The sequence below is a fragment of the Salmonella sp. GDC200615 genome (assembly GCF_050574145.1).
Taxonomy (GTDB): Bacteria; Pseudomonadota; Gammaproteobacteria; order Enterobacterales; family Enterobacteriaceae; genus Salmonella; species Salmonella enterica.
This window is the reverse complement of the sequence record NZ_CP192247.1, coordinates 2,990,221-3,014,692: the sequence shown is the minus strand read 5'-3', so window position 1 is coordinate 3,014,692 and position 24,472 is coordinate 2,990,221. Positions and strand designations below refer to the sequence as shown.

General features: G+C 49.8%; 22 protein-coding genes and 2 pseudogenes. 16 read left to right on the top strand and 8 right to left on the bottom strand.

Annotated elements, in window-relative coordinates; translation table 11 throughout:
- The first annotated feature begins 73 nt into the window (after positions 1-73).
- Genes iaaA through ACQ29O_RS14560 form a run of 5 tightly spaced genes read left to right on the top strand, consistent with a single transcriptional unit; the run spans position 74 to position 6,045 of the window.
- Complete coding sequence (gene iaaA, locus ACQ29O_RS14580) at positions 74-1,015, top strand: beta-aspartyl-peptidase (RefSeq protein WP_001030498.1); 942 nt, start codon at positions 74-76, stop codon at positions 1,013-1,015.
- Between the two features lie 10 nt (positions 1,016-1,025).
- The gene (gsiA, locus tag ACQ29O_RS14575) at positions 1,026-2,897 is read left to right on the top strand and encodes a glutathione ABC transporter ATP-binding protein GsiA (protein WP_254486124.1); all 1,872 of its coding nucleotides are present in this window, start codon (positions 1,026-1,028) and stop codon (positions 2,895-2,897) included.
- 32 nt (positions 2,898-2,929) lie between these two features.
- Positions 2,930-4,468 carry a glutathione ABC transporter substrate-binding protein GsiB gene (gene gsiB, locus ACQ29O_RS14570; protein ID WP_020937057.1) on the top strand — a complete coding sequence of 513 codons (1,539 nt, stop codon included), beginning with the start codon at positions 2,930-2,932 and terminating at the stop codon, positions 4,466-4,468.
- A 60-nt stretch (positions 4,469-4,528) separates the two neighbouring features.
- Positions 4,529-5,449, top strand: coding sequence for a glutathione ABC transporter permease GsiC (gene gsiC / locus ACQ29O_RS14565; RefSeq protein WP_020937056.1), 921 nt, complete (start codon positions 4,529-4,531; stop codon positions 5,447-5,449).
- Between the two features lie 2 nt (positions 5,450-5,451).
- Complete coding sequence (locus ACQ29O_RS14560; protein WP_020937055.1) at positions 5,452-6,045, top strand: ABC transporter permease subunit; 594 nt, start codon at positions 5,452-5,454, stop codon at positions 6,043-6,045.
- Between the two features lie 90 nt (positions 6,046-6,135).
- Here ACQ29O_RS14560 and rimO read toward each other — a convergent pair whose 3' ends face one another.
- Positions 6,136-7,461 (bottom strand): 30S ribosomal protein S12 methylthiotransferase RimO, encoded by a 1,326-nt coding sequence (gene rimO / locus ACQ29O_RS14555; protein WP_000073322.1) that lies wholly within the window; start codon positions 7,459-7,461, stop codon positions 6,136-6,138.
- Between the two features lie 230 nt (positions 7,462-7,691).
- Here rimO and bssR point away from each other — a divergent pair, with 230 nt between their 5' ends.
- The 7 genes from bssR (at position 7,692) to ACQ29O_RS14520 (ending at position 14,629) form a co-directional block, all read left to right on the top strand.
- Complete coding sequence (bssR, locus tag ACQ29O_RS14550) at positions 7,692-8,075, top strand: biofilm formation regulator BssR (protein WP_000259651.1); 384 nt, start codon at positions 7,692-7,694, stop codon at positions 8,073-8,075.
- A 712-nt stretch (positions 8,076-8,787) separates the two neighbouring features.
- Positions 8,788-9,303: an STM0854 family CoA ester lyase gene (locus tag ACQ29O_RS14545; RefSeq protein WP_001521476.1), complete on the top strand. Its 516-nt coding sequence runs from the start codon at positions 8,788-8,790 to the stop codon at positions 9,301-9,303.
- Between the two features lie 22 nt (positions 9,304-9,325).
- Positions 9,326-10,075, top strand: coding sequence for an electron transfer flavoprotein subunit beta/FixA family protein (locus ACQ29O_RS14540; RefSeq protein WP_001521753.1), 750 nt, complete (start codon positions 9,326-9,328; stop codon positions 10,073-10,075).
- 10 nt (positions 10,076-10,085) lie between these two features.
- Positions 10,086-11,039, top strand: coding sequence for an electron transfer flavoprotein subunit alpha/FixB family protein (locus ACQ29O_RS14535; protein WP_000157772.1), 954 nt, complete (start codon positions 10,086-10,088; stop codon positions 11,037-11,039).
- Between the two features lie 32 nt (positions 11,040-11,071).
- Positions 11,072-11,335, top strand: a complete 264-nt coding sequence (locus ACQ29O_RS14530; RefSeq protein ID WP_001677061.1) for a hypothetical protein — start codon at positions 11,072-11,074, stop codon at positions 11,333-11,335.
- Positions 11,332-12,495 carry an acyl-CoA dehydrogenase family protein gene (locus tag ACQ29O_RS14525; protein ID WP_000835399.1) on the top strand — a complete coding sequence of 388 codons (1,164 nt, stop codon included), beginning with the start codon at positions 11,332-11,334 and terminating at the stop codon, positions 12,493-12,495. The genes ACQ29O_RS14530 and ACQ29O_RS14525 overlap by 4 nt, the downstream gene beginning before the upstream one ends.
- Before the next feature lie 448 nt (positions 12,496-12,943).
- Positions 12,944-14,629, top strand: coding sequence for an electron transfer flavoprotein-ubiquinone oxidoreductase (locus ACQ29O_RS14520; protein ID WP_001000309.1), 1,686 nt, complete (start codon positions 12,944-12,946; stop codon positions 14,627-14,629).
- Positions 14,630-14,634: 5 nt separating this feature from the next.
- On the opposite strand, the gene ACQ29O_RS14515 is transcribed toward ACQ29O_RS14520, so the two are convergent.
- Entirely contained in the window at positions 14,635-15,525 is an 891-nt protein-coding gene (locus ACQ29O_RS14515) for a LysR family transcriptional regulator (protein ID WP_000545329.1), read from the bottom strand.
- Positions 15,526-15,786: 261 nt separating this feature from the next.
- Complete coding sequence (locus ACQ29O_RS14510; protein WP_000287109.1) at positions 15,787-16,212, bottom strand: GntP family permease; 426 nt, start codon at positions 16,210-16,212, stop codon at positions 15,787-15,789.
- Between the two features lie 346 nt (positions 16,213-16,558).
- On the opposite strand from ACQ29O_RS14510, the pseudogene ACQ29O_RS14505 reads away from it, so the two are divergent.
- Together ACQ29O_RS14505 and ACQ29O_RS14500 are read left to right on the top strand one after the other, a co-directional pair.
- Positions 16,559-16,762: pseudogene (locus tag ACQ29O_RS14505) on the top strand (IS1 family transposase); the annotation flags it as partial.
- Positions 16,748-17,238: pseudogene (locus tag ACQ29O_RS14500) on the top strand (PQQ-dependent sugar dehydrogenase); the annotation flags it as partial. The pseudogenes ACQ29O_RS14505 and ACQ29O_RS14500, both read left to right, overlap by 15 nt.
- Here the strand turns inward: ACQ29O_RS14500 and ACQ29O_RS14495 are convergent.
- Positions 17,235-17,861: a glutathione S-transferase family protein gene (locus ACQ29O_RS14495; RefSeq protein WP_000631904.1), complete on the bottom strand. Its 627-nt coding sequence runs from the start codon at positions 17,859-17,861 to the stop codon at positions 17,235-17,237. The pseudogene ACQ29O_RS14500 and the gene ACQ29O_RS14495 sit on opposite strands and share 4 nt — an antisense overlap.
- 243 nt (positions 17,862-18,104) lie before the next feature.
- Between ACQ29O_RS14495 and dacC the strand changes: the two genes are divergently transcribed.
- On the top strand, positions 18,105-19,307 hold the full coding sequence (gene dacC / locus ACQ29O_RS14490; RefSeq protein ID WP_000195712.1) for a serine-type D-Ala-D-Ala carboxypeptidase: 1,203 nt from the start codon (positions 18,105-18,107) through the stop codon (positions 19,305-19,307).
- A 44-nt stretch (positions 19,308-19,351) separates the two neighbouring features.
- On the opposite strand, the gene deoR is transcribed toward dacC, so the two are convergent.
- Both deoR and ybjG read right to left on the bottom strand, forming a co-directional pair.
- The gene (gene deoR, locus ACQ29O_RS14485; protein WP_000450103.1) at positions 19,352-20,110 is read right to left on the bottom strand and encodes a DNA-binding transcriptional repressor DeoR; all 759 of its coding nucleotides are present in this window, start codon (positions 20,108-20,110) and stop codon (positions 19,352-19,354) included.
- 71 nt (positions 20,111-20,181) lie between these two features.
- Positions 20,182-20,790 carry an undecaprenyl-diphosphate phosphatase gene (gene ybjG / locus ACQ29O_RS14480; protein WP_001738110.1) on the bottom strand — a complete coding sequence of 203 codons (609 nt, stop codon included), beginning with the start codon at positions 20,788-20,790 and terminating at the stop codon, positions 20,182-20,184.
- Between the two features lie 312 nt (positions 20,791-21,102).
- Here ybjG and ACQ29O_RS14475 point away from each other — a divergent pair, with 312 nt between their 5' ends.
- Positions 21,103-22,335: an MFS transporter gene (locus ACQ29O_RS14475; RefSeq protein ID WP_001181274.1), complete on the top strand. Its 1,233-nt coding sequence runs from the start codon at positions 21,103-21,105 to the stop codon at positions 22,333-22,335.
- A 53-nt stretch (positions 22,336-22,388) separates the two neighbouring features.
- Here the strand turns inward: ACQ29O_RS14475 and ACQ29O_RS14470 are convergent, their stop codons facing one another.
- Positions 22,389-23,204, bottom strand: a complete 816-nt coding sequence (locus tag ACQ29O_RS14470; protein WP_000023554.1) for a Cof-type HAD-IIB family hydrolase — start codon at positions 23,202-23,204, stop codon at positions 22,389-22,391.
- Entirely contained in the window at positions 23,201-24,412 is a 1,212-nt protein-coding gene (locus ACQ29O_RS14465; RefSeq protein ID WP_253336220.1) for an MFS transporter, read from the bottom strand. Before ACQ29O_RS14465 ends, ACQ29O_RS14470 begins: the two co-directional genes overlap by 4 nt.
- Positions 24,413-24,472: the final 60 nt, after the last annotated feature.

The following is a 24,472-nucleotide window of genomic DNA, read 5'->3' as shown; positions in this document are numbered from 1 at the left end:
AATCGAATGAATAACTCACAACAATTCTGATAGTTATAGTAAAAGTTGTGTGCCACCGTAATGGACCCTAAAAATGAATAAAGCAGTGATTGCGATTCACGGCGGCGCAGGCGCGATTGCTCGCGCGCAAATGAGCCATGAGCAGGAGCTACGCTATATCCAGGCGTTGTCAGAGATTGTTGAAAGCGGGCAAAAGATGCTGGAAGCGGGTGACAGCGCGCTTGATGTAGTGACGGAAGCGGTGCGTCTGCTGGAAGCGTGTCCGCTCTTCAATGCGGGTATCGGCGCGGTCTATACCCGAGACGGGACTCATGAACTGGATGCCTGCGTGATGGACGGCAATACCCTGAAAGCCGGAGCCGTCGCGGGCGTGAGTCATGTTCGCCATCCTGTGCTCGCCGCCAGGCTGGTGATGGAGCGCAGCCCGCATGTACTCATGGTGGGGGAAGGGGCGGAAAACTTTGCCTTTTCACAGGGGATGGCGCGCGTTTCGCCGGATATCTTTTCCACCCCGGCGCGTTACGAGCAATTGCTGGCGGCGCGTGCGGCGGGCGAAATGGCGCTCGATCACAGCGGCGCGCCGCTGGACGAAACGAAAAAAATGGGTACAGTCGGCGCGGTGGCGCGGGATAAATTCGGCAATCTGGCGGCGGCAGCGTCTACCGGCGGGATGACCAATAAATTGCCCGGGCGCGTCGGCGACAGCCCGCTGGTCGGCGCCGGGTGTTATGCCAACAACGCCAGCGTCGCCGTTTCCTGTACCGGAACGGGAGAGGTCTTTATTCGCACGCTCGCGGCTTACGATATCGCCGCATTGATGGAATATGGCGGACTCAGCCTTGCCGACGCCTGTGAGCGCGTGGTGATGGAAAAATTACCGGCGCTGGGCGGCAGCGGTGGATTAATCGCCGTTGATCACGAAGGTAATGTCGCGTTGCCGTTTAACAGCGAAGGGATGTATCGCGCCTGGGGATATGCCGGGGATACGCCTACCACAGGAATTTACCGGGAATAAGGAGCCGCAGGTGCCGCACAGCGATGAACTGGATAGCCGCGATGTTCTGTCCGTCAGTGGCCTGAATATCGCGTTTCACCACGAAGGGCAACAGGTAGACGCCGTGCGTAATGTGTCATTACGCCTGAAGCGTGGAGAGACTCTGGCGATTGTCGGCGAGTCGGGCTCGGGAAAATCGGTGACGGCGCTGGCGTTAATGCGGCTGATTGAGCAGTCGGGCGCGAACGTGCGCTGCGGCGAAATGCTGTTGCGTCGGCGTAATCGCCAGGTGATTGAGCTGTCTGAGCAGAGTGACGCGCAGATGCGGCGTGTGCGCGGCGCGGATATCGCCATGATTTTCCAGGAGCCAATGACCTCGCTCAACCCGGTATTTACCGTTGGCGAGCAAATTGCCGAATCTATTCGTTTGCATCAGGGCGCCAGCCACGAAGAGGCGCTGGCGGAAGCGAAACGTATGCTCGATCAGGTACGGATCCCGGAGTCGCAGGCGATTTTATCGCGTTATCCGCATCAGCTTTCCGGCGGGATGCGCCAGCGAGTCATGATCGCGATGGCGCTATCCTGCCGTCCGGCGGTATTGATTGCCGATGAACCCACCACGGCGCTGGATGTCACTATCCAGGCGCAAATTCTGCAACTTATCAAAGTGTTGCAGCAAGAGATGTCGATGGGCGTGATTTTTATCACCCACGACATGGGCGTCGTGGCGGATATCGCCGATCGCGTACTGGTGATGTATCAGGGCGAGGCCGTGGAAACCGGCAGCGTAGAGCAGATTTTCCATGCGCCGACGCATCCTTATACCCAAACGTTACTGGCCGCCGTCCCTCAGCTTGGCGCGATGCGCGGCCACTCGCTGCCACGCCGTTTCCCGTTGATTTCCGCTGACGAACCGGCCCTTTATGAATCGCAGATTGAGCAAGACACGGTGGTGGAAGGCGAGCCTATTCTCCAGGCTCGGGGGCTGGTGACGCGATTCCCGCTGCGTAGCGGTCTCTTTAACCGCGTTACGCGTGAAGTTCATGCCGTTGAGAATATCAGTTTCGATCTCTGGCCCGGCGAAACGCTATCGCTGGTGGGCGAGTCCGGTAGCGGAAAATCGACGACCGGACGCGCGCTGCTGCGGTTGGTTGAATCCCGGCAGGGGGAGATTATCTTTAACGGCCAGAGCATTGACACGCTGTCTGCGGGTAAACTCCAGCCGTTGCGCCGCGATATTCAGTGTATTTTCCAGGACCCTTACGCCTCGCTCGACCCGCGCCAGACCGTGGGGTATTCCATTATGGAACCTTTACGGATTCATGGTCTGGGGCAGGGGGACGCTGCGGCAAAGCGCGTGGCCTGGTTGCTTGAGCGTGTCGGATTACGTCCTGAACATGCCTGGCGTTATCCGCATGAGTTTTCCGGAGGTCAACGTCAGCGCATCTGCATTGCTCGCGCGTTGGCATTGAATCCTAAAGTGATTATTGCCGATGAGGCGGTCTCCGCGCTGGATGTTTCCGTTCGCGGGCAGATCATTAATTTACTGCTCGATTTACAACGGGAAATGGGGATCGCCTACCTGTTTATTTCGCATGATATGGCGGTCGTGGAGCGAATTAGCCATCGCGTGGCGGTGATGTATCTTGGTCAAATTGTTGAGATGGGGCCGCGGCGCGCCGTTTTTGAAAATCCGCAGCATCCTTATACGCGTAAATTGATGGCGGCGGTGCCGGTTGCCTATCCCTCCAGACACCGGCCGCGGCGCGTTCTGCTATCAGATGATATACCCAGCAATATTCATAACCGTGGCGAAGAGACGCCCGCCGTTTCATTACAGTTGGTCGGGCCGGGACATTATGTTGCGCGACCTCAGCAGGATAATGCGCTCTCGCGCTTATAACATTCAGACTGGCAGGGTTTCAGGAGAACAACATGACGCAATTTATTACGCATAAATGGCTGGCGGCGCTGGGACTGGCCTCATCCATTGCGGCTTTTCCGGCCCTGGCGGCCAAAGATGTGGTGGTGGCGGTAGGGTCTAATTTCACCACGCTCGATCCGTATGACGCCAACGATACGCTCTCGCAGGCGGTGGCGAAGTCATTTTATCAGGGGCTGTTTGGCCTGGATAAAGACATGAAGGTAAAAAACGTCCTGGCGGAAGGCTATACCGTTTCTGATGACGGTCTGACCTACACCATTACCCTACGGCAGGGGGTGAAATTTCAGGACGGCGCGGATTTTGATGCGGCGGCGGTGAAAGCGAATCTCGATCGCGCCAGCAATCCGGATAACCACCTCAAGCGTTATAACCTGTATAAAAATATCGCAAAAACGGAGGTCGTCGATCCGGCAACGGTAAAAATTACCCTGAAACAGCCGTTCTCCGCTTTCATTAATATTCTGGCGCACCCGGCGACGGCGATGATCTCGCCGCAAGCGCTGGAAAAATATGGCAAGGATATTGGTTTTCATCCGGTCGGTACCGATCCATACCAGCTTGAAACCTGGAATCAGACCGACTTTGTCAAAGTGAAAAAGTTCGCCGGTTACTGGCAGCAGGGCTTACCCAAGCTGGATTCTATTACCTGGCGTCCGGTTACTGACAACAATACCCGCGCGGCGATGCTGCAAACCGGCGAAGCGCAATTTGCTTTTCCTATCCCTTATGAGCAGGCCGCGTTACTGGCGAAAAATAAAAACCTCGAACTGGTCGCCAGCCCGTCCATTATGCAGCGTTATATCAGTATGAATGTGACGCAGAAGCCGTTTGATAATCCTAAGGTGCGTGAGGCGTTGAATTACGCTATCAATCGTCAGGCGCTGGTTAAAGTGGCGTTTGCCGGATACGCCACGCCGGCGACGGGCGTGGTGCCGCCGTCGATAGCCTATGCGCAAAGCTATCAGCCGTGGCCCTATGATCCGGCTAAAGCGCGCGAACTGCTGAAAGAGGCGGGGTATCCAGACGGTTTCAGTACCACGCTGTGGTCATCGCATAACCATAGCACCGCGCAAAAAGTGTTGCAGTTTACCCAACAGCAACTGGCGCAGATTGGCATTAAAGCCCGGATAACCGCGATGGACGCCGGCCAGCGCGCTGCGGAAGTCGAGGGCAAAGGGCAAAAAGAGAGCGGCGTGCGAATGTTCTATACCGGCTGGTCGGCGTCGACGGGCGAAGCTGACTGGGCGTTATCGCCGCTCTTCGCCTCACAAAACTGGCCGCCGACGCAGTTTAATACCGCTTTTTACAGCAACAAGCAGGTCGACAGCGATTTGGCGGCGGCCTTAAAGACCAACGATCCGCAGGAGAAAACACGATTGTACAAAGAGGCGCAGGATATTATCTGGAAAGAGTCGCCCTGGATACCGTTGGTGGTGGAGAAATTGGTTTCTGCGCACAGTAAAAATTTGACCGGTTTCTGGATTATGCCGGATACCGGTTTCAGCTTTGACGATGCGGATTTGAAGTAAGTAATGCGATGGGGCTGGATGGCGCGCGCGTTGTCCTCCATCCGGTAAAAGGTTCGTGTGATGCTTAACTATGTTCTCAAGCGCCTGCTGGGATTAATTCCTACTCTGTTGATTGTGGCAGTGCTGGTGTTTTTATTTGTTCATTTGTTGCCCGGCGACCCGGCGCGGCTGATAGCCGGACCGGAAGCCGACGCGCAAGTGATCGCGCTGGTTCGTCAGCAGCTGGGGCTTGATCAGCCGCTTCATGTCCAGTTTTGGCGTTACATCACCCATGTTTTACAAGGCGATTTCGGGACGTCAATGGTTTCCCGCCGCCCGGTTTCTGAGGAGATCGCCAGCCGCTTTTTGCCGACGCTGTGGCTGACGATAACCAGTATGATATGGGCGGTTCTGTTTGGCATGGCGATCGGCATCGCCGCCGCCGTGTGGCGTAATCGCTGGCCTGACCGGTTAGGAATGACGCTTGCCGTGACCGGCATTTCTTTCCCGGCTTTTGCGCTGGGAATGTTGTTAATGCAGATTTTTTCCGTGGATCTGGGCTGGCTACCGACCGTGGGGGCGGATAGCTGGCAACATTATATTTTACCCTTCCTGACGCTTGGCGCGGCGGTGGCATCAGTCATGGCGCGTTTTACGCGCTCCTCGTTTGTCGATGTCCTGAGCGAGGATTACATGAGGACCGCGCGGGCGAAAGGCGTCAGTGAAACGTGGGTGGTGTTAAAACATGGCCTGCGCAATGCGATGATCCCGGTCGTCACCATGATGGGACTGCAATTTGGCTTCCTGCTTGGCGGATCGATCGTCGTTGAAAAAGTGTTTAACTGGCCGGGGCTTGGGCGATTACTGGTCGACTCCGTCGACATGCGCGACTACCCCGTGATTCAGGCGGAAGTGCTGCTGTTTTCTCTGGAATTTATTCTTATCAACTTAGTGGTGGATGTCCTCTATGCCGCCATTAATCCGGCTATCAGGTATAAGTAAGGATGCGATTATTTAACTGGCGCCGTCAGGCGATTTTACATGCTATGCCGGTGGTAAAACCCGACCAGATACGCACGCCGTGGCGGGAGTTCTGGCGTCGTTTTCGCCGCCAGCATGTCGCGTTGGTCGCCGGGGGATTCGTACTGGCGTTAATTCTGGTGGCGATTTTTGCCCGTTGGCTGACGCCCTACGATGCGGAAAACTATTTTGACTACGATAGCCTGAACAATGGCCCCTCTTTGCAGCACTGGTTTGGCGTTGACTCGCTGGGAAGAGACATCTTTAGCCGGGTTCTCGTTGGGGCGCAGATCTCACTGGCGGCGGGCGTGTTCGCGGTATTTATCGGCGCGATAATCGGTACGGTGTTGGGATTGCTGGCGGGATATTATGAAGGCTGGTGGGATCGTTTTATTATGCGCATTTGCGATGTGCTGTTCGCCTTCCCCGGCATTTTGCTGGCGATTGCCGTTGTGGCGGTGTTAGGCAGCGGTATTGCTAATGTGATCGTTGCGGTGGCGATTTTCCTGACAGTGCTGGCGTTTAACCTGTTAGGCGACGGGTTGCGCGATGCGCTGGACCCGAAGATTAAGGGGTAAGCCAGCCCGGTGGCGTTGACGCCTGGAGGGCCTGGAACGGGCTCGTCAGGCGGGATAACACATCCGGCACCCGCGCCGGGGGAGGTGGCGTTAAACCCGACTGCCCCACAAATCATATTCGTCGGCGTTTTCCACTTTCACGCGCACGATATCGCCCGGCTTGACGTTGGTTTCGCCGTTCAAATAGACCGCGCCGTCAATTTCCGGCGCATCCGCCATGCTACGCCCGATAGCGCCTTCTTCGTCAACCTCATCGACGATCACCAGAATTTCGCGGCCCACTTTTTCCTGCAAGCGCTCAGCGGAGATTTGCTGTTGCAGTTGCATAAAGCGGTTCCAGCGCTCTTCTTTCACCTCTTCCGGCACCTGATCCGGCAGCTCATTCGCGCCTGCGCCTTCCACCGGGCTGTACTTGAAGCAGCCTACACGATCGAGGCGCGCCTCTTTCAGGAAGTCGAGCAGCATCTGGAAGTCTTCTTCCGTTTCGCCGGGGAAGCCGACAATAAAGGTGGAGCGTAGGGTCAGTTCCGGGCAGATTTCGCGCCACTGCTTAATGCGCGCCAGCTGGCGGTCAACGGAACCGGGACGTTTCATCAGTTTAAGAATCCGCGGGCTGGCATGTTGCAGCGGAATGTCCAGATAAGGCAGGATTTTGCCTTCCGCCATTAGCGGAATCACATCATCAACGTGTGGGTAGGGGTAGACGTAGTGCAGACGTGTCCAGACGCCCAGTTTTGATAACTGCTCGCACAGGCTCACCATACTGGTTTTCACCGGTTCGCCATTATGGAATCCGGTGCGGTGCTTCACATCTACGCCGTAGGCGGAGGTATCTTGCGAAATCACCAGAATCTCTTTGACCCCGGCATCAACCAGACGTTTCGCTTCGCTTAATACGTCGCCAATCGGACGGCTGACCAGATCCCCGCGCATCGACGGGATGATGCAGAACGTGCAGCGGTGATTACAGCCTTCAGAAATTTTCAGATACGCATAATGGCGCGGCGTCAGTTTTACACCCTGTTCTGGTACGAGGCTTAAAAATGGATTGTGCTTCGGCTTCGGTACGTAATGATGTACGTGCTGCAGAACTTGCTCATAGCTATACGGCCCGGTGATTTCCAGTACTTTCGGATGCACTTCGCGGATCTGATCTTCTTTTGCGCCCAGGCAGCCGGTGACGATTACCTTACCGTTTTCGTTCAGCGCTTCGCCAATGGCTTCCAGCGACTCTTGTACCGCGCTGTCAATAAAGCCACAGGTATTAACGATAACCATATCCGCATCGTCATAGCGTGGCACAACGTCATAGCCTTCGGTACGCAGCTCAGTCAGGATGCGTTCCGAATCAACGAGGTTTTTCGGACAGCCCAGGGAAACGAAGCCGATCTTTGGCTGGTGGGTTACATTACTCATAGCTTAAAAAGTGTTCATTTATTGGAATGGTCAGGGCAGGGATTCTACAGATATCCGAACAAAAATTGTATCGCAATCTCATCGAGAGCGGCGGCATCAACCGTTGTGGTTATCAGCAAAAGGTGAAAAAGGGCACTTCTAAGAAAATTCTTGATCTCTGACACCCCTTTGTCTAAAAAACGACCATACTATTAAGTTGAACCCTGGTAGAAAAGAGGAGGAAAAAAGGTATGGTCGTTGACAGACTGAGAACCGATCTTCTCAACAAGCTGATAAACGCGCGTATCGATCTTGCCGCTTATCTGCAATTGCGAAAAGCGAAGGGGTATATGTCAGTCAGCGAAAGTGACACTCTGCGTGACAATTTTTTTGAACTGAATCGCGAGCTCCACGATCACGCTTTACGGCAGGGACTGCATCTCGATCAGGAAGAGTGGAACGCGCTGCGCCGTGCCGAAGGCGCGCTTGCAGCCGCCGCCGTTTGTTTAATGAGCGGACACCATGATTGTCCGACCTTTATTGCCGTCAACGCAGATAAACTTGAAAACTGTCTGACAACTTTGACGCTGAGTATTCAGAGTCTGAAAGCACATTCACCGCTTACACAGGTCTGAACAAGGGGAGGCGACTCCTGAGGAATCCCCAGCAAACCAAGACAGGCATAGTGTTATGTGATCTAATTGATTGCGCTAACACTTTCAAGGAAATCATCACTATGCCTGCTCGTTCATTATGCCAAAAATCCTTTAAAAATATACTGGAGCCTTTGCACCTTTACCGCCGTCAATCTCTGATTGAGGCTACCAGTGTAGTGATTAACAGTGCATCTCTTACACCTATTCAGTATTGGGCGTGATTTGTCAGGAGTAGCATCGGTCAGGCACAAGACAAAACGTATCGATCGACTTCGGGGAAAGTCTCACTTGCAGAATGAAGTTTCAGATACTTTTTCAGCGTGTTACTAAAAAATCACGGAGGGAATGACCCGGGTTGTCATGCTCTCCTATATGCCAGCCTGTTTTCCGCCAAAGGTGACTAAATTCGGTTCACCAGACAATCGTTGATGTTCTTAGGGAACGGTATAGTCGAATTCACTCCTGAAACAGGTACGGAATGTCGGCCGTTTACTATTCTGAAACGTTATTTATATCAAATAATTAAATTTTATTTTTATCTTTGTTATTGTAACAATAAATTACATGTTTCTTTCTGTTATCAGCGAACCTGAACCAATTTTAATGGGGGGTTAGATAAAAGCTAATTCAAAAAATTATGTTTTTAAGATATATTGAATTATCAGATGCTCCATTCAAGTGAGAGACGAGAATGCAAACGTTAGAACGGTTTTTTCTTTTCGTTACGGGGGACCAACCTGAACGATTTGAAAAAGCAAATAGCAGTTGTGCTGATAGCGTAATCCTTGATTTAGAAAATGCGGTGTCATCTGAGAAAAAAATAATTGCCAGAGAAAATGCTCTGAATTTCATGAGTAATGATGAAAAAGTACTGATTGCTGTACGTGCAAAAATTGTAATAACTTCACGCCTGGCTGGATCATATCCTTCTGTTGACGGTATCACAACTGAATTTATGAAAAACGAGTTGACAATACAAAATGCTATTCACTCCTGTAAAATGGGGTTCAGTGGCAAGGTATGTATTCACCCTCCACAAATTTCACATGTAAACAGAGCATTCAGCTATTTAAAACAAGAAATCGAGTGGGTTCCCCAGATTATGCGACTGGCTCAATATCCCCATGGAGCGTTCAGTCATGAAGGGCAAATGGTGGATAAACCGTTACTGGAAAAAGCAAAAAGGATTTTGGCTCATAGCATTTAGTAAATATATGAAGGAGTCACCAATGAAAGCTTTAGTTTGTGTAAAACAAGTTGTCGATCATAACGTTAGAATTAGAATAAAGCGAGATCATTCTGATGTTGATATTTCTGATTCAAAACTCAGTATCAATCCATTTGATGAAATTGCAGTTGAAGAAGCAGTACGTTTAAAAGAACGGGGATTAATCAGTGAGGTTGTTGTAGTGTCTATAGGAAACACAGGTGTAGGGGATGTATTGCGTACAGCACTGGCAGCAGGGGCAGACAGGGCAATACACATATTAACAAAAAACTCTCTTACACCACTAATTGTGGCCAAAACTATCACCGCTATTACCCGGAATGAAAAACCCGATATTATATTATTAGGCAAGCAAGCTATTGACGATGATTGTAATCAGGTAGGCCAAATGCTGGCAGCATTACTCGATCTTCCCCAAGCCACTAATGTTAGTGAAATTACTATTTCTGATAATTCATTAACTGCTGTTCGTGAGGTTGATGGAGGATTAGAAACGTTAAATTTATCCCTGCCTGCAGTACTCACTACAGATCTACGTCTGAATACACCGAGGAATATCAGCTTGCCGAATGTTATTAAAGCCAAAAAGAAACCTGTTAAGGAGATAGATTTCGATTCACTTGGTATTAACCCGTCATCCAGATTGACTATTATTAAAGTTGATGAGCCAGCAAGAAGGAAAGCAGGCATAATCGTTCCAGATATTAACACGCTGCTAGATAAATTAAAAAACGAAGAAAAAGTAATTTAAGGAGGAAAATATGGCTTCTTTAGTTATTGCTGAACATAACGGCAATACTCTTTTACCTTCAACACTCAGTACTATCACTGCGGCAAAAGCCATTAATAGTGATATAGATATACTTATGTTAGGATATGGTATAGAAAGTATTGCAGTTAAAGCCAGTCATATTCAGGGGATATCCACTGTATTTGTTGCTGACAGCCCACTATTCGAACACCTTCTGGCAGAGAATGTGGAAAAACAGATCAGCTATTTTTTGAATAGTGGGAAAAATCATTATCAGTCCATTCTTTTTCCTGCAAGCTCTTTTGGAAAAAACTGTGCGCCACGCTTAGCAGCAAAACTTGATGTATCTCAGATTAGTGATATTACGCGTGTCATTGATCAACATACCTTTGAACGTCCAATCTATGCGGGTAACGCTATTGCCACAGTACACAGTGATGATGAATATAAAGTGATAACTGTTCGTCCTACCTCATTTGCGGCTGCGGCTGCGGTTGCGGAAGATGAGGGAAAAGCCCCCATTGAATTTACAGAGGTTGTTCTTGGTTCAGATCAGGTAAAATTTATTAGCCAACATGTTAATAAAAGTAACCGCCCAGACTTACAATCCGCCAGAGTTGTAGTATCAGGTGGACGAGGAGTAGGAAGTGCACAGGCATTCAAAGAACTTGTTGATAACCTGGCAGATAAATTAGGCGCTGCCGTGGGGGCAAGCCGGGCTGCTGTAGATGCTGGTTATGCACCAAATGATTATCAGATTGGCCAGACCGGAAAAATCGTTGCGCCTCAACTTTATATTGCTCTGGGAATTTCTGGCGCCATACAACATCTTGCCGGGATGAAAGAGTCAGGCGTCATTGTCGCTATTAATAAAGATCCTGACGCTCCTATCTTTTCTATTGCGGATTATGGTTTGGTAGCTGATATTTTCAAAGCTGTACCTGAACTTATCGATAAATTATAAATCATATTCTTTCCTCCTTAAAGGTAACTTTTATGCAATATACTGATATTCAAATTTGGCAGCCTGGCATTCTGCGCAACACCGATTATCTTAACCCCGGTCCCGCTAAGCTGCTGGCCGCCACTCTGGATAAAGACATCAAAATCTTTAAAGAGGGGGGCGTTCTGCCAGAATTATGGCACTGGCTCTATTTTCTTCCTGTCGACCGCCAGTCAGATCTATCTGCTGATGGTCATCCGATAAAAGGTCATTTTATACCCCCTGTTGGCGCTGGTTTATTGAGGAAAAAATTATGAAAAGTATTGAAAGGGATAAATATCAGGATATTCGTGATGCGGTTCGTTCATTATGTAGTGAATTTGATGATAAATATCACCGTAAGATAGATGAAGCAAAAGCCTATCCTGAAGAGTTTGTTAATAAACTAACCAAAGCTGGTTGGCTGGCTGCGCTCATCCCGGAGGAATTTGGAGGGTCAGGGCTTGGTTTAACTGAAGCATCTATTATCATGGAAGAGATCAATAGATCGGGTGGAAACTCTGGAGCCTGCCATGGTCAGATGTATAACATGAATACGTTGTTACGTCATGGATCCGATAAACAGAAAGAATTCTGGCTGCCACGGATAGCTACTGGTGAATGGCGCCTGCAGTCGATGGGCGTCACAGAACCCACAGCAGGTACAGATACCACCAGAATTAAAACTACAGCTGTAAAAAGAGAAGACCGGTATGTGATAAACGGACAAAAAGTCTGGATTTCACGTGTTCAACATTCAGACTGGATGATTCTTCTGGTTCGAACTACTCCGCTTGCAAATGTAAAACGTAAATCCGAAGGGATGTCTATTTTCATGGTTGATATTAAAGAAGCTATGAAAAATGGAATGACAGTACGACCTATTCCCAATATGGTCAATCATGAAACCAACGAGCTCTTTTTTGACAACCTGGAAATTCCCGAAGAAAATCTTATTGGTGAAGAGGGTATGGGTTTTCATTACATACTTGATGGTTTAAATGCAGAGCGTACCTTGATTGCGGCAGAATGTATAGGCGATGGATATTGGTTTATGGATCGTGTTACCCGCTATACCTGCGAGCGTGAGGTTTTTGGTCGTCCCATTGGTCAGAACCAGGGGGTGCAGTTTCCTATTGCAGAAGCATTTATTGCAGTGGAAGCGGCTAATCTGATGCGTTTTAAAGCGTGCGAGCTTTTTGATCAGCATCTTGATTGTGGAGCACAGGCTAATATGGCGAAATACCTTGCTGCGAAAGCCAGCTGGGAAGCAGCCAATGCCTGCCTGCAATTTCATGGTGGATATGGTTTTGCCTGTGAGTATGATATCGAACGAAAGTTTAGAGAAACACGTTTATATCAGGTTGCTCCCATATCTACCAACCTGATCCTGAGCTATATCGCTGAGCATGTGCTGGAGATGCCACGTTCATTCTGATGTCAAATCAATTGGAAAAATATTATGAAACAGTTACCTCTGTCCGGAGTCATTATAGTCTCGATTGAACATGTCATTGCCACTCCCTTCTGTACCCGACAGTTTGCTGATTATTTCTCGCGGGTAACTATAATAGAATGCCAAGAAAACAGGGACTTTTCCTGCAATTATGATGAACGGCTTAAAAATGATTTGTGTATATTCTTTTTCATCTGAGGGAGAAAGCTAAATATAAATGTTATGGAATGCTTCATCATCACCGACATTTTTTTAATAGTTGATAACTGGCTATATAGTCTTATAGGCACCTTTTTCTAAGGTTGAACATTCCTATACCATTTCATCTGTTTTATCACTATGATATTTATTTCATTGGTTACAATATGAATGCAATTTTATTTACATAATATAGCTGTTCCTACGGTGCTGAAAAATTAAGGAGTTAATAATGAACGATACACTTTCTAATACCCAGCAATCACGTGAGACAATAGAATGTGATGTTCTTATTGTGGGAGCAGGACCCGCCGGATTATCTGCAGCTCTTAAACTTAAATTACAGGCAAATGATGCAGGAAAAGAACTGTCCATTATCGTCCTTGATAAAGGAGCTGAGCCTGGTTCTCATATTCTCAGTGGGGCAGTCATGGATCCCCGAGCGCTGAATGAACTAATTCCTGATTGGCAGGAAAGAGGCGCACCCATTAAACAGCCTGTTACTCAGGATAAATTACTGTTACTGACGAATGAAAAATGTATTAATTTGCCGGATGCATTGATTCCTGATAATTTTCGCAACCATGGAAACTTTATCGTAAGCCTCGGTAGTCTCATTAAATGGCTCGCCGGTCAGGCAGAAACGTCAGGCGTGGATATTTATGCAGGCTTTTCGGCAACTGAGATACTGTATGATCAGGATACTAACATTATCGGTGTAGTAACTGGTGATATGGGACGTCATCGGGATGGCAGCAAGAAAGAGGGGTTCCAGAGTGGAATAGAAATTCTGGCAAAATATACAATTTTTGCCGAAGGGGCCCGCGGTAGTCTGGCTAAAGAACTGATCAAAAAATTTCATCTTGATACAGGCAAAGCACCCCAGAGTTTTAGCATAGGCATAAAAGAGTTGTGGGAGGTTCCATCAGACCAGTCCCATCCGGGGCTTGTAATTCACACCACAGGTTGGCCTCTGGATAAAGAGTCGTTCGGGGGTGGGTTTCTCTATCATCTTAATGATAATAAAATTGCACTAGGTTTGGTTGTGGGACTTGATTATTCAAATCCCTGGTTAAGCCCTTTTCAGGAAATGCAGCGCCTGAAAACACACCCTTCTATACGCAAATACATTGACCGGGGTAAGCGTATTGGTTATGGCGCAAGAGCAATCAATAACGGCGGGATTGCGTCTATGCCTGATCCCTGTTTACCTGGTGGTCTGCTGATTGGTTGTAATGCCGGTACGCTCAATGCAAGTAGAATCAAGGGCATCCATACAGCTATCAAAAGTGGCATGATAGCGGCTGACGCTATATTTAATGCTTTGCTGGACAACAGGAAAAACGACATACTGACAGAATATCAAACATTACTGCGACAGAGCTGGCTTTGGCAGGAGCTGGAAAATGGTAGTAATTTCAAACCCTGGTTTAAAAAAGGGCGTGTGATAGGTTTTATCATGACTGGCATTGAGCATTGGCTGCTTCCCCGAATGGGTATAAAAAAAATCCCCTGGCGTGTAAAAAATAACCGACCGGACAATATCACTCTGCAACCGGCCAACAAAAGCCAGAAAAAACTGTACGACAAACCTGACGGTAAACTGACGTTTGATATTTTGTCATCCGTCTATCTCAGTAACACCTGGCATGATGACGACCAGCCAGTACATTTGAAAATCAGTGATCAGAATATCCCTATATCCATTAATCTGGATATTTATGGTGGCCCCGAAGAACGATATTGCCCTGCCGGAGTATATGAATTTTTACAGGATAGTGAAACACAAAACATGCGTCTGCAAATAAATTCACAGAACTGTATTCACTGTAAAGTTTGTGACATTAAAGATCCTAAACAAAATATAACCTGGACTACGCCTGAAGGTGGCAACGGACCAAATTATACAGGGATGTAACGCTATCACTCAGTCTGAGCTGTGAGCATAGTAACCAGTTTTTGTGTGAAGCCGGGTAATTTGTCAAAGCTTCTGGCGCAGATTTGTAATTTTCTTAATGACCAAAATTCATCAAGATCAATAATCGAAAATTCATGCAACTGACGCAAACGGGATGCAGCAGAGTGAGGCATTATACCAATGCCCACTTTTGCTTCAACCATACGGCAAAATGTTTCAAAGTCGCCGACCTGTATTCTAATTTTCAGTTTAGATGGTACTAGTTCTGCCTTTTTTCGGATAAATTCAAACATTCCTGTCCCTTCAGGCAGACTGATTTGTTCATATTGAATTAATTCATGAAAGGTCACGCTTTTTCTGTCAGCAAAGGGATGGTCTGTCGCGGTGATAAGCACTAGCCTATCAGTACGGAACGGCAGTATTTCAAGATTATCTGTTGTAATATTACCAGCAACAATTCCGAGATCAGTTTTCCCCTCAATAACAGAACGTACAATTTCCGGACTTGGATACTCCCTGAGATCAATATTCACATCGTTATATAGTGTAAGGAAATGGCTCAACAATGGGGGGAGATACTCTGCAATAGCAGTTATACTGGAAAATATTCTGACATGTCCTTTGATGCCTTTAACATGCTCCTGCATATCGCTACGTAACATTTCCATCTGATTCACAATAAGGCTGGCGTGGTGTTTAAATATTTCACCAGCAGAGGATAACGTTATCCCCTTGCTACTACGATACAGCAATCTCAGATTGATACTCTGTTCAAGATTACGTATACGCACGCTACCAGATGCGGCAGACATGTAAGTTTTTTCCGCTCCACGTGTTAAGCTCCCTTCTTCACTGATAGCAAGGAATAATTTTAAATCTTTTATATCAAAGTGCATCGTTGTGGCTCATAATTAACGTATAATACAGTGTGCTGCTTTTTTATAGACTCAGTCAGACTGAGTATTTCGGCCTATCCGAATTCCTGTCACGTCGAGATAACTACAAAATGTAGGCTGACGGTGTCACCGCCCTACCATGATCCGGGGATCTGGTAGGACGCTGGTGACCGCTGACAGGGGGTCAGGTCAGACATATTGTCGGAACCGTTGTAACGTAGATGCTAATACCTGCTCCCCGTGGTCATCAGGTTAACCCGTTTACAGCGGTTTTTTCAGCCCCGGCAGATTTATCATAAACTGATCACCGTAAATATGTGGAATCAGCCAAGTAAAGAACAGATTGGCAAACGCCACCGCAAACAATGATACGCCTCCATAGGTCAATAAAGCGCATACAAGAATAATCATCGGCATGGCTTTGTTCTGGCCCACCATACAGGTCACAGCACTGACAATTGAGTAGTAAAAACCAGCAAATTCAATCAGCTTGCCAAATACTGCGCCCAGCAGAAAGACAGGAAAATAAAGTTTTACAAAACCGATCAACTTATCCATAAATATATCACTGAAAACCGGGGCGACCGTCACTGGACGGGTGAACAGAACTGCGCCAAGTGCTACCAGCGGAGCAAAAAGGATCACACTGTAACCACGATAAGCGACCAGCATCAGTAATGAATACATTCATTGTCTTATCTCGCTAGCATGACTACCCATTTTATCCATGTTATGCAACAGCTTGTGTCATATTTTTCTGATCTCCATTTTAGATCAGACAGGCTATTACTCAGGGATTCCGGCGCGAAGAATGGAACATACTCTAAAAAGTACTCGGCGGATTCAAGTCGGTATCACTCCGTTAATAATCTTTATTCTCGACCCGCTGCATGTTGATTTTACGGTTAAACGCCGTTCTCTTATTCATCGCAGGAGTAAACCATCATGACATGCAGTGAAATCCCCAGAAAACGATCATGTATTCAATCGTTGATTATCGTTTCGAATACCGACTTTTATCGCAGGATTTATGATGGCTAAAGTCGATGTGAAATGCCCGTTTTGCGCGCAAACGGCATCTGTTAAAAAGTATGGTCCGGGGAGTGCAGGGCACCAGCATTACCGCTGTCAGGCATGTTGCCGCAGCTTTCAGGTCGACTATGAATACCGCGCCTGTCAGCCCGGCATGAAAGGGCAGGTTGTTGATCTTGCCATGTACAATGCCGGTATTCGTAATCCGCAGGGGCTGGCCATCAATCCCTGGAGCGGCGCGCTATGGCTGCATGAACACGGTCCGCGCGGCGGCGATGAAATTAACATCACGGAAAAAGGCAAAAATTATGGCTGGCCGCTGGCTACATGGGGCGTTAACTATAGCGGTCTGAAAGTGTCGGAAGCCAAAGGTAAAATTGTCGCGGGGGCGGAGCAGCCGGTTTATTACTGGAAAGATTCTCCGGCAATTAGCGGGATGGCCTTTATATCAGCGACGTTTTTGTGCCGTGACGGCACAAACTGTTTATCGGCGCGCTAAAAGATAAAGAGGTCATTGTGATGCGCGTCGATGGCAATACGGTGACGGAAGAAGGCCGTATTCTGGGTGACAGAAAGCAGCGTATTCGGGATGTGCGTGTCGGACCTGACGGCTACTTATATGTGTTAACCGATGAGTCCGACGGGCAGTTACTCAAGGTAAGTCCTGCAGCCACGCGTTAGGTCACCGGGATCATCACCACTTTGCGAAAAGCAGGGCGCTCGGTAAGCTGCTGATACCAGCGCTCCAGATTCGGGCGCGGCGTCCATTTCAGACCCACGTTCAGCAGGTTATAGACGAAAGGCGCAATAGCGATATCGCCGGTGCCAAAGTTATCTCCGGAGAACCACGGCTGGCGGGCCAGAGCATCATCAAGAAGCGCAAACAGGCCATCACACTTTTCGATACCAGCTTCAATTGCCGCCTGGTCGCGTTTTTCCGGCGGGGTTCTGACCAGTCCCATCAGGATCACGCGGTGCGCCGGGCTTAACGTTTGATTCGCCCAGTCCATCCATTTTTCGCCCTCCGCACGCCGCGCCGGATTATCAACCCATAGCCGGTTCTGGCCGTATTGCGCCGCCAGATAGCGGACAATGGCATTGGATTCCCACAATAACAGGTCGGTTTCATCATCTTTAAGCAGCGGCACCAGCCCATTAGGATTCATCGCCAGATAGTCGGCATCCTGGTTAACGCCGAATTTTCCGCCTGCCAGAATTTGATCGTATGGCAGTTCCAGCTCTTCAAGCGTCCACAACACTTTTTTAACATTAGTCGAGTTGTTCCGGCCCCACAGCGTAATCATATTAACCCCTTCCGTTTTATCAGGATGATGACAGTAATCGGCCTACCGTGAGATAAACCTAACATTTACACAATGGTCTGTAAAAAAATCGTTATGAAGGAAGCGTAACGGGATGTTATTGCATAAACTTTAAAAACTTTACCAAGTTACGGTTTCTTTAACGTCGTGAGTGCGTTATTACTCACCGCACTTATTACACGGTGGTGTGACGTGTGTTTTTGGAATGGATACTCGGGTGGTACTATGACGCAATACGCTTCTTCCCTTCGTAGCCTCGCGGCAGGTTCGGTTCTCTTATTCCTTTTCGCTTCGCCTGTAAAGGCAGAGGAACAAACGATCGCGCCGCCGGGCGTTGATGCGCGAGCCTGGATCTTAATGGATTACGCCAGCGGTAAAGTACTGGCGGAAGGCAACGCCGATGAGAAACTCGACCCTGCCAGTTTGACAAAAATTATGACCAGCTACGTGGTGGGCCAGGCGCTGAAGGCAGGGAAAATCAAGCTGACCGATATGGTGACGGTGGGCAAAGATGCCTGGGCGACGGGGAACCCGGCGCTACGTGGGTCGTCGGTGATGTTTCTGAAGCCAGGCGATCAGGTGTCGGTTGCGGATCTTAATAAAGGCATCATCATTCAGTCAGGTAATGATGCCTGTATCGCGCTTGCCGACTACGTCGCCGGAAGCCAGGAGTCCTTTATCGGCCTGATGAACGCCTATGCGAAACGACTGGGGTTAACCAATACAACCTTCCAGACGGTACACGGTCTTGATGCGCCAGGGCAGTTCAGTACCGCTCGCGATATGGCGCTGCTCGGCAAGGCCTTGATTCACGATGTGCCTGACGAATACGCCATTCATAAAGAGAAAGAATTTACTTTTAATAATATTCGTCAACCGAACCGCAACCGCCTGTTGTGGAGCACCAATCTGCATGTCGACGGCATGAAAACGGGGACAACGGCTGGCGCTGGGTATAACCTTGTCGCCTCCGCCACCCAGGGCGATATGCGCCTGATCTCTGTCGTGCTGGGGGCGAAAACGGACCGTATTCGTTTTAATGAGTCAGAAAAACTGCTGACCTGGGGTTTCCGCTTCTTTGAAACGGTCACGCCGATTAAACCTGACGCGACATTCGTGACGCAACGGGTCTGGTTTGGCGATAAGCGTGAGGTCAATTTGGGGGCGGGCGATGCGGGGTCTGTGACGATTCCGCGTGGGCAGCTTAAAAACCTGAAGGCCAGCTTTACGTTGAACGAACCACAGCTCACGGCGCCGTTGAAGAAAGGGCAGGTTGTCGGCACCATCGATTTCCAGCTTAACGGAAAATCCATTGAGCAACGCCCGTTAATGGTGATGGAAAACGTCGAGGAGGGGGGATTTTTCAGCCGGATGTGGGATTTTGTGCTGATGAAACTCCATCAGTGGTTTGGCAGTTGGTTCTCGTAAAATAACTCCGTTGCCGGGTGCGCGTCGCATCCGGCTACGGGCGGTTAATACATCAGAGTAATTTGTTGCGCTTTAGCGTAGGCCACAAAGGCCTCATCGGGACGGCGGTCGCTGATAATCGTATCAAAGCGTGATAATTCCCCCATCCGCGCCGGACGTACCTTGCCGAATTTACTGTGATCCACCACCAGTACATGGCACTGTGCCATTGTCATTGCCCAATGTTTTACCGGCAGCTCTTCCAGATTAAAGCAGGTAGCGCCTTTACTGGTATGAACGCCAGCGGCGGAATAAAACGCGATATCCGGACAAATATTGTTTAACGTTTCATGGAAATCAAGCGGTTTGAAAATGGCGTTGCTGGCGTGAAACTCCCCGCCGCTGAGGATGGCGCGGCAATGGGGTTTGTCCTGCAGCGCCAGAAAGGTATTAAGTGAATAGCACACCGCCGTAAAGGGAAGGTCATTATCAATGGCTTCAATGATCCACGGCGTGGTGGTGCCACAGTCAATAAATACCGTCTGATGGGCTTGTACCAGGCCCGCAGCCAACTGAGCGGCTCGGCGTTTTTCTTCCACCAGACGAGATTTTTGATCGCTTAACAGATAATGGCTGGCGCTGCGGGGCTCCAGTACGATATAGCCGCCCAGCAACACGACAGGCGCGCTTTTATGGTTCAGGTCGCGACGAATGGTCATTTCAGAGACGCCCAACAGGGTCGCGGCTTCTTTAAGATGAAGTTTATCGCTGCGTTTTAAGGCCTGCAGCAATTGACCAATACGCTCGTCGCGTCGCGTTTCCATAGTTCCCCTGGAGAGTTAAATAAGCGCTCCGCACCATACAGAGCGCTTAATATTACTCTTTTTTTCGCTATTTAGTCACGTACCCAGCCTTTTCGAATGGGCAATGCGAAACAGAAACGGTAACAACGTTGCAGCGCCTGGTAGAGCGGCGCGCCGTACCATTGCCAGATCAGCTGTGCGCTCAGGCAGCCAAGCATCGCTACCAGCAGCGCGCCAATCATATCTAACGGCCAGTGTACGCCGAGATAGACGCGCGACCAGGCGATGGTTATGGCTATCGCCATCATCACGATGCCTGACCAGAGGCGGTGCCAGAACAAAAACGCCAGCGCAAAGGTAAAAATCACCGTACCGTGATCGCTGGGGAACGAGTCATCGGCGGCATGATGCAGGAAGTTATAGCCGATATGATCGACAAACGGACGGTCGTGCGGGAAAAGGTGTCCCATTGTCCAGGAGACCGCCAGACTGATAATCAGCGCGATGCCTATTTTAACGATCAGCTGGCGCTGGGCGCAGACCCGATCGCGGGGCCCCCACAGCCAGAGTACCACGGCTAAGAGCGGGACGATGTTGATGACATCTTTGGCGATAAAGATAGCGAGCGAAATTATCCACTGCGCGGAATCAGGCGTGGCGTTAATAAAATAAAACAGCGAGTTGTTAAGGTTTTCCAGCATAACATCCAGGCTCGGAGCAATGAAATCAAAAGGGATAGCCAGCTCATCCCCGTGCAAACTGAGCATAAATGCAGCGTAACAGGGAGGAAAAGCAGTATTGTCTTATTTGGCGGCAACATGAAGAGATTTAAGACAATGGCATAAAATAACGTTGATGATAACGGCACAAACTTAAATTAACCTTAAAGTACGCAAGCGCTAAGCGGCTTTCTGTAAAAATGTGCGCTATTTCCCTTGCAGCCTCATAATTCGCTATCTCAGTTCCCCGACTTTCATTACACTCTGCGCGGTTTTTATTGGCGAAGAGATGGTATGCAGAATCGTTTACAATCAGGCGGCAGGCTGGGACGTCAGGCGCTGCTTTTTCCTCTCTGTCTGGTGCTGTACGAATTTTCTACTTATATTGGCAACGACATGATCCAGCCGGGTATGCTGGCGGTGGTTGAGCAGTATCAGGCGTGCCTGGACTGGGTTCCGACGTCCATGACCGCTTATCTGGCGGGCGGTATGTTCTTACAGTGGCTGCTTGGCCCGTTGTCTGACCGGATTGGCCGTCGTCCCGTGATGCTGGCGGGCGTCGTGTGGTTTATTGTCACCTGCCTGGCGACGTTACTGGCGAAAAACATCGAACAATTTACCTTCCTGCGTTTTTTGCAAGGGATTAGCCTGTGTTTTATCGGCGCTGTAGGGTATGCCGCGATTCAGGAGTCCTTTGAGGAGGCGGTGTGTATAAAAATTACCGCGCTGATGGCGAACGTGGCGTTAATCGCGCCGCTACTGGGACCACTGGTTGGGGCGGCATGGGTGCATGTTCTGCCGTGGGAGGGGATGTTTATTTTATTTGCCGCACTGGCCGCTATCGCCTTTTTCGGGCTACAGCGCGCAATGCCGGAGACCGCCACGCGGCGGGGCGAAACGCTGTCATTTAAGGCGCTGGGCCGGGATTATCGGTTGGTGATAAAAAACCGGCGGTTCGTCGCAGGGGCGTTAGCGCTGGGATTTGTCAGCCTGCCGTTGTTGGCCTGGATTGCGCAGTCGCCGATTATCATCATTAGCGGCGAACAGCTCAGCAGCTATGAATATGGTCTGCTGCAGGTGCCCGTTTTTGGCGCGCTCATTGCCGGTAATCTGGTGTTGGCGCGTTTAACCTCCCGACGTACGGTTCGCTCGCTGATCGTGATGGGCGGCTGGCCTATCGTCGCGGGGCTGATCATCGCCGCGGCGGCGACGGTGGTTTCATCCCATGCTTATTTATGGATGACGGCGGGATTAAGCGTATACGCTTTTGGCATTGGGCTGGCGAATGCCGGACTGGTGCGTCTGACGCTCTTCTCCAGCGATATGAGTAAAGGAACGGTCTCGGCGGCGATGGGAATGCTACAAATGCTGATTTTTACCGTTGGCATTGAAGTCAGTAAACACGCCTGGTTAAGCGGCGGCAATGGGCTATTTAGCCTGTTTAATCTGGCAAACGGTATTCTTTGGCTACTGCTGATGCTGGTCTTCTTAAAAGATAAGCGGACGGGGAATTCGCAAACAGTCTGAGAGAGCGGCTACGCCTGATAAGCTTTCTGTTATCAGGCGTAGAGAGGCATCCGCTAGACGTTGAACGGCGGCTCGTTGTTTAATACGCTGTCGATGATATCCAGCACGCCTTCCTGATTGTTCGATCCGGCGCGGTATTTCGCCGCCGCCGCGACCGCTTCGCTGGCGTGCGACATGGCAAAACTAAACCCGGCCTGACGCAGCATCTCAATATCGTTGCCGCCGTCGCCGAATACCACCACTTCACTATCATGAATGCCCCAGCGCTGCTGTAACAGACGCAGGCCGTTGGCTTTATGCACGCCGGGAATTATTAAATCAATACTGCCATAGCCGGTATGAACGGGGACCATGATATCGCCAATAGCGTCGTGCAGCGCCGCCTGTACTTCCGGTATCCGTTCATCGGTAATATTAAGGCCGAATTTGAAAAAGACATCGTTGATGTTATTAAAATTATCCACAAACTCCAGACGATGATAATACATTGCCGCAACGGCTTTTAACGCATCGTTGTACCGTTTCAGCGTGTAGGCGCTGTTTTTTCCACAGGCGATAATCTCCACATCGGCGCGTGTGAGCAGGTGTTCGACAACCGTCTGGAAGTCGGCTTTTGTCAGCTCGCCGTTAAAAATATCCTCTCCTTCGCTGACCACCCAGCCGCCGTTTTCCGCGACAAAAGCGATTTCGTGCGCAATTTCCGGAAAGAACGAGATTAACTGGTAATACTGGTTGCCGCTGGCCACGACAAAGCGAATGCCTTGCCGCTTCATTTGTTGGTACTGCGCCATAAACCGGTCACGGTTATAGGTTTTTTGATCGCTCAGAAACGTGCCGTCCATGTCGACGGCGATTAATTTAATACTCATGCGTTATGCTCCATCACCGGTTGCGGAGTCGATACAGGTTTGGCGACGGCCTTCGCCACCAGCGCCGCCAGAATAACCAGCGCCAGCACAACCATCATGGCGCTGCGTAATCCATAGTGCTCTCCCAGATAGCCCAACAGCGGCGGCCCGACCAAAAACGCCAGATAGCCGGTCGTGGCGACAACGCTCACACGCGTCGGCGCGTCGGGACCGGTATCGCTGGCGGCGGAAATGGTCAGCGGGAAGCCGAGCGAAGCGCCCAAGCCCCAAAGAATGACCGAGACGCCGGCAACCCAGTCGCTATCGACAAAAATAATCAGGCCAATGCCCAACGCTCCCATCAACGCGCTGGCGCGAACAACCGTCACCCGGCTATAGCGGTCAATAAACCAGCCGCCGGTAAAGCGGCCAACGGTCATACCAAGCGTGAAACCGGCGTAGATCAGAGAGCCGGAGGTTGGGCTAAAACCGTGTCCGTCTACCATCAGTAGCGGTAGCCAGTCATTCGCAGATCCTTCGGCGAATGCCATTGCCAGCACCACCACGCCAATAAGCAAAAGCTGGATGTCCCGATAAAAAAGTAATCCTTTTTCCTGAAGGTGAGCATCTTCCGATGCGTTTTTACCCGTACCGTCAGGGATCGCCCGAATGGCGATGAAAATGGGCGCGATCGCCACGGCAGCCGCGAGGATGATATGGATGTTAGGCGGGACGCTTAATGCGGTTAACGCCATGCCGACACCAGCGCCCGCCAGCGTGCCGAAACTGTAAAAACCATGCATCATCGGCAGAACGGTTTTATTCAGCTCGCGTTCGACCGCCGCGCCTTCGACATTAATCGCCACTTCGGCGGCGCCAAAACTGGCGCCGAAAACGGATAATCCAAGGGCAAAAATCAGCGGCGAGGCGCACCACAGCGCGACGCTAAGAATAACCATCCCGCCTACTGCGCAGGTCATCGTCGTGCGAATAACCTTCCGGGTGCCAAATCGTTTCACCAGCCAGGCGGAACAAAGAATACCGCTCATTGAACCGATAGAAAGCCCGAATAAGACCGCCCCCATTTCCGCGGTAGAGACGGAAAGAATATCCCGAATAGCAGGCGTTCGGGTTGCCCAGGAGGCCATCAGCAGTCCGGGTAAAAAGAAGAACATAAACAGCGCCCAGGTACGGCGTTTTAAGGCGTTACGTGAGGAGAGGACGGTCATAGCGTCAGGCCAGAAAATAGAAGCGAGAGGTAAACATTAGCAAGCTTGTGTACATTTGTA

Excerpts from the sequence above, each read along its gene's own strand:
- iaaA (WP_001030498.1), top strand. The coding sequence starts at position 74 with ATGAATAAAGCAGTGATTGCGATTCACGGCGGCGCAGGCGCGATTGCT.
- gsiB (WP_020937057.1), top strand. The coding sequence starts at position 2,930 with ATGACGCAATTTATTACGCATAAATGGCTGGCGGCGCTGGGACTGGCC.
- gsiC (WP_020937056.1), top strand. The coding sequence starts at position 4,529 with ATGCTTAACTATGTTCTCAAGCGCCTGCTGGGATTAATTCCTACTCTG.
- ACQ29O_RS14560 (WP_020937055.1), top strand. The coding sequence starts at position 5,452 with ATGCGATTATTTAACTGGCGCCGTCAGGCGATTTTACATGCTATGCCG.
- rimO (WP_000073322.1), bottom strand. The coding sequence starts at position 7,461 with ATGAGTAATGTAACCCACCAGCCAAAGATCGGCTTCGTTTCCCTGGGC.
- bssR (WP_000259651.1), top strand. The coding sequence starts at position 7,692 with ATGGTCGTTGACAGACTGAGAACCGATCTTCTCAACAAGCTGATAAAC.
- ACQ29O_RS14545 (WP_001521476.1), top strand. The coding sequence starts at position 8,788 with ATGCAAACGTTAGAACGGTTTTTTCTTTTCGTTACGGGGGACCAACCT.
- ACQ29O_RS14540 (WP_001521753.1), top strand. The coding sequence starts at position 9,326 with ATGAAAGCTTTAGTTTGTGTAAAACAAGTTGTCGATCATAACGTTAGA.
- ACQ29O_RS14535 (WP_000157772.1), top strand. The coding sequence starts at position 10,086 with ATGGCTTCTTTAGTTATTGCTGAACATAACGGCAATACTCTTTTACCT.
- ACQ29O_RS14530 (WP_001677061.1), top strand. The coding sequence starts at position 11,072 with ATGCAATATACTGATATTCAAATTTGGCAGCCTGGCATTCTGCGCAAC.
- ACQ29O_RS14525 (WP_000835399.1), top strand. The coding sequence starts at position 11,332 with ATGAAAAGTATTGAAAGGGATAAATATCAGGATATTCGTGATGCGGTT.
- ACQ29O_RS14520 (WP_001000309.1), top strand. The coding sequence starts at position 12,944 with ATGAACGATACACTTTCTAATACCCAGCAATCACGTGAGACAATAGAA.
- ACQ29O_RS14515 (WP_000545329.1), bottom strand. The coding sequence starts at position 15,525 with ATGCACTTTGATATAAAAGATTTAAAATTATTCCTTGCTATCAGTGAA.
- ACQ29O_RS14510 (WP_000287109.1), bottom strand. The coding sequence starts at position 16,212 with ATGTATTCATTACTGATGCTGGTCGCTTATCGTGGTTACAGTGTGATC.
- ACQ29O_RS14495 (WP_000631904.1), bottom strand. The coding sequence starts at position 17,861 with ATGATTACGCTGTGGGGCCGGAACAACTCGACTAATGTTAAAAAAGTG.
- dacC (WP_000195712.1), top strand. The coding sequence starts at position 18,105 with ATGACGCAATACGCTTCTTCCCTTCGTAGCCTCGCGGCAGGTTCGGTT.
- deoR (WP_000450103.1), bottom strand. The coding sequence starts at position 20,110 with ATGGAAACGCGACGCGACGAGCGTATTGGTCAATTGCTGCAGGCCTTA.
- ybjG (WP_001738110.1), bottom strand. The coding sequence starts at position 20,790 with ATGCTGGAAAACCTTAACAACTCGCTGTTTTATTTTATTAACGCCACG.
- ACQ29O_RS14475 (WP_001181274.1), top strand. The coding sequence starts at position 21,103 with ATGCAGAATCGTTTACAATCAGGCGGCAGGCTGGGACGTCAGGCGCTG.
- ACQ29O_RS14470 (WP_000023554.1), bottom strand. The coding sequence starts at position 23,204 with ATGAGTATTAAATTAATCGCCGTCGACATGGACGGCACGTTTCTGAGC.
- ACQ29O_RS14465 (WP_253336220.1), bottom strand. The coding sequence starts at position 24,412 with ATGACCGTCCTCTCCTCACGTAACGCCTTAAAACGCCGTACCTGGGCG.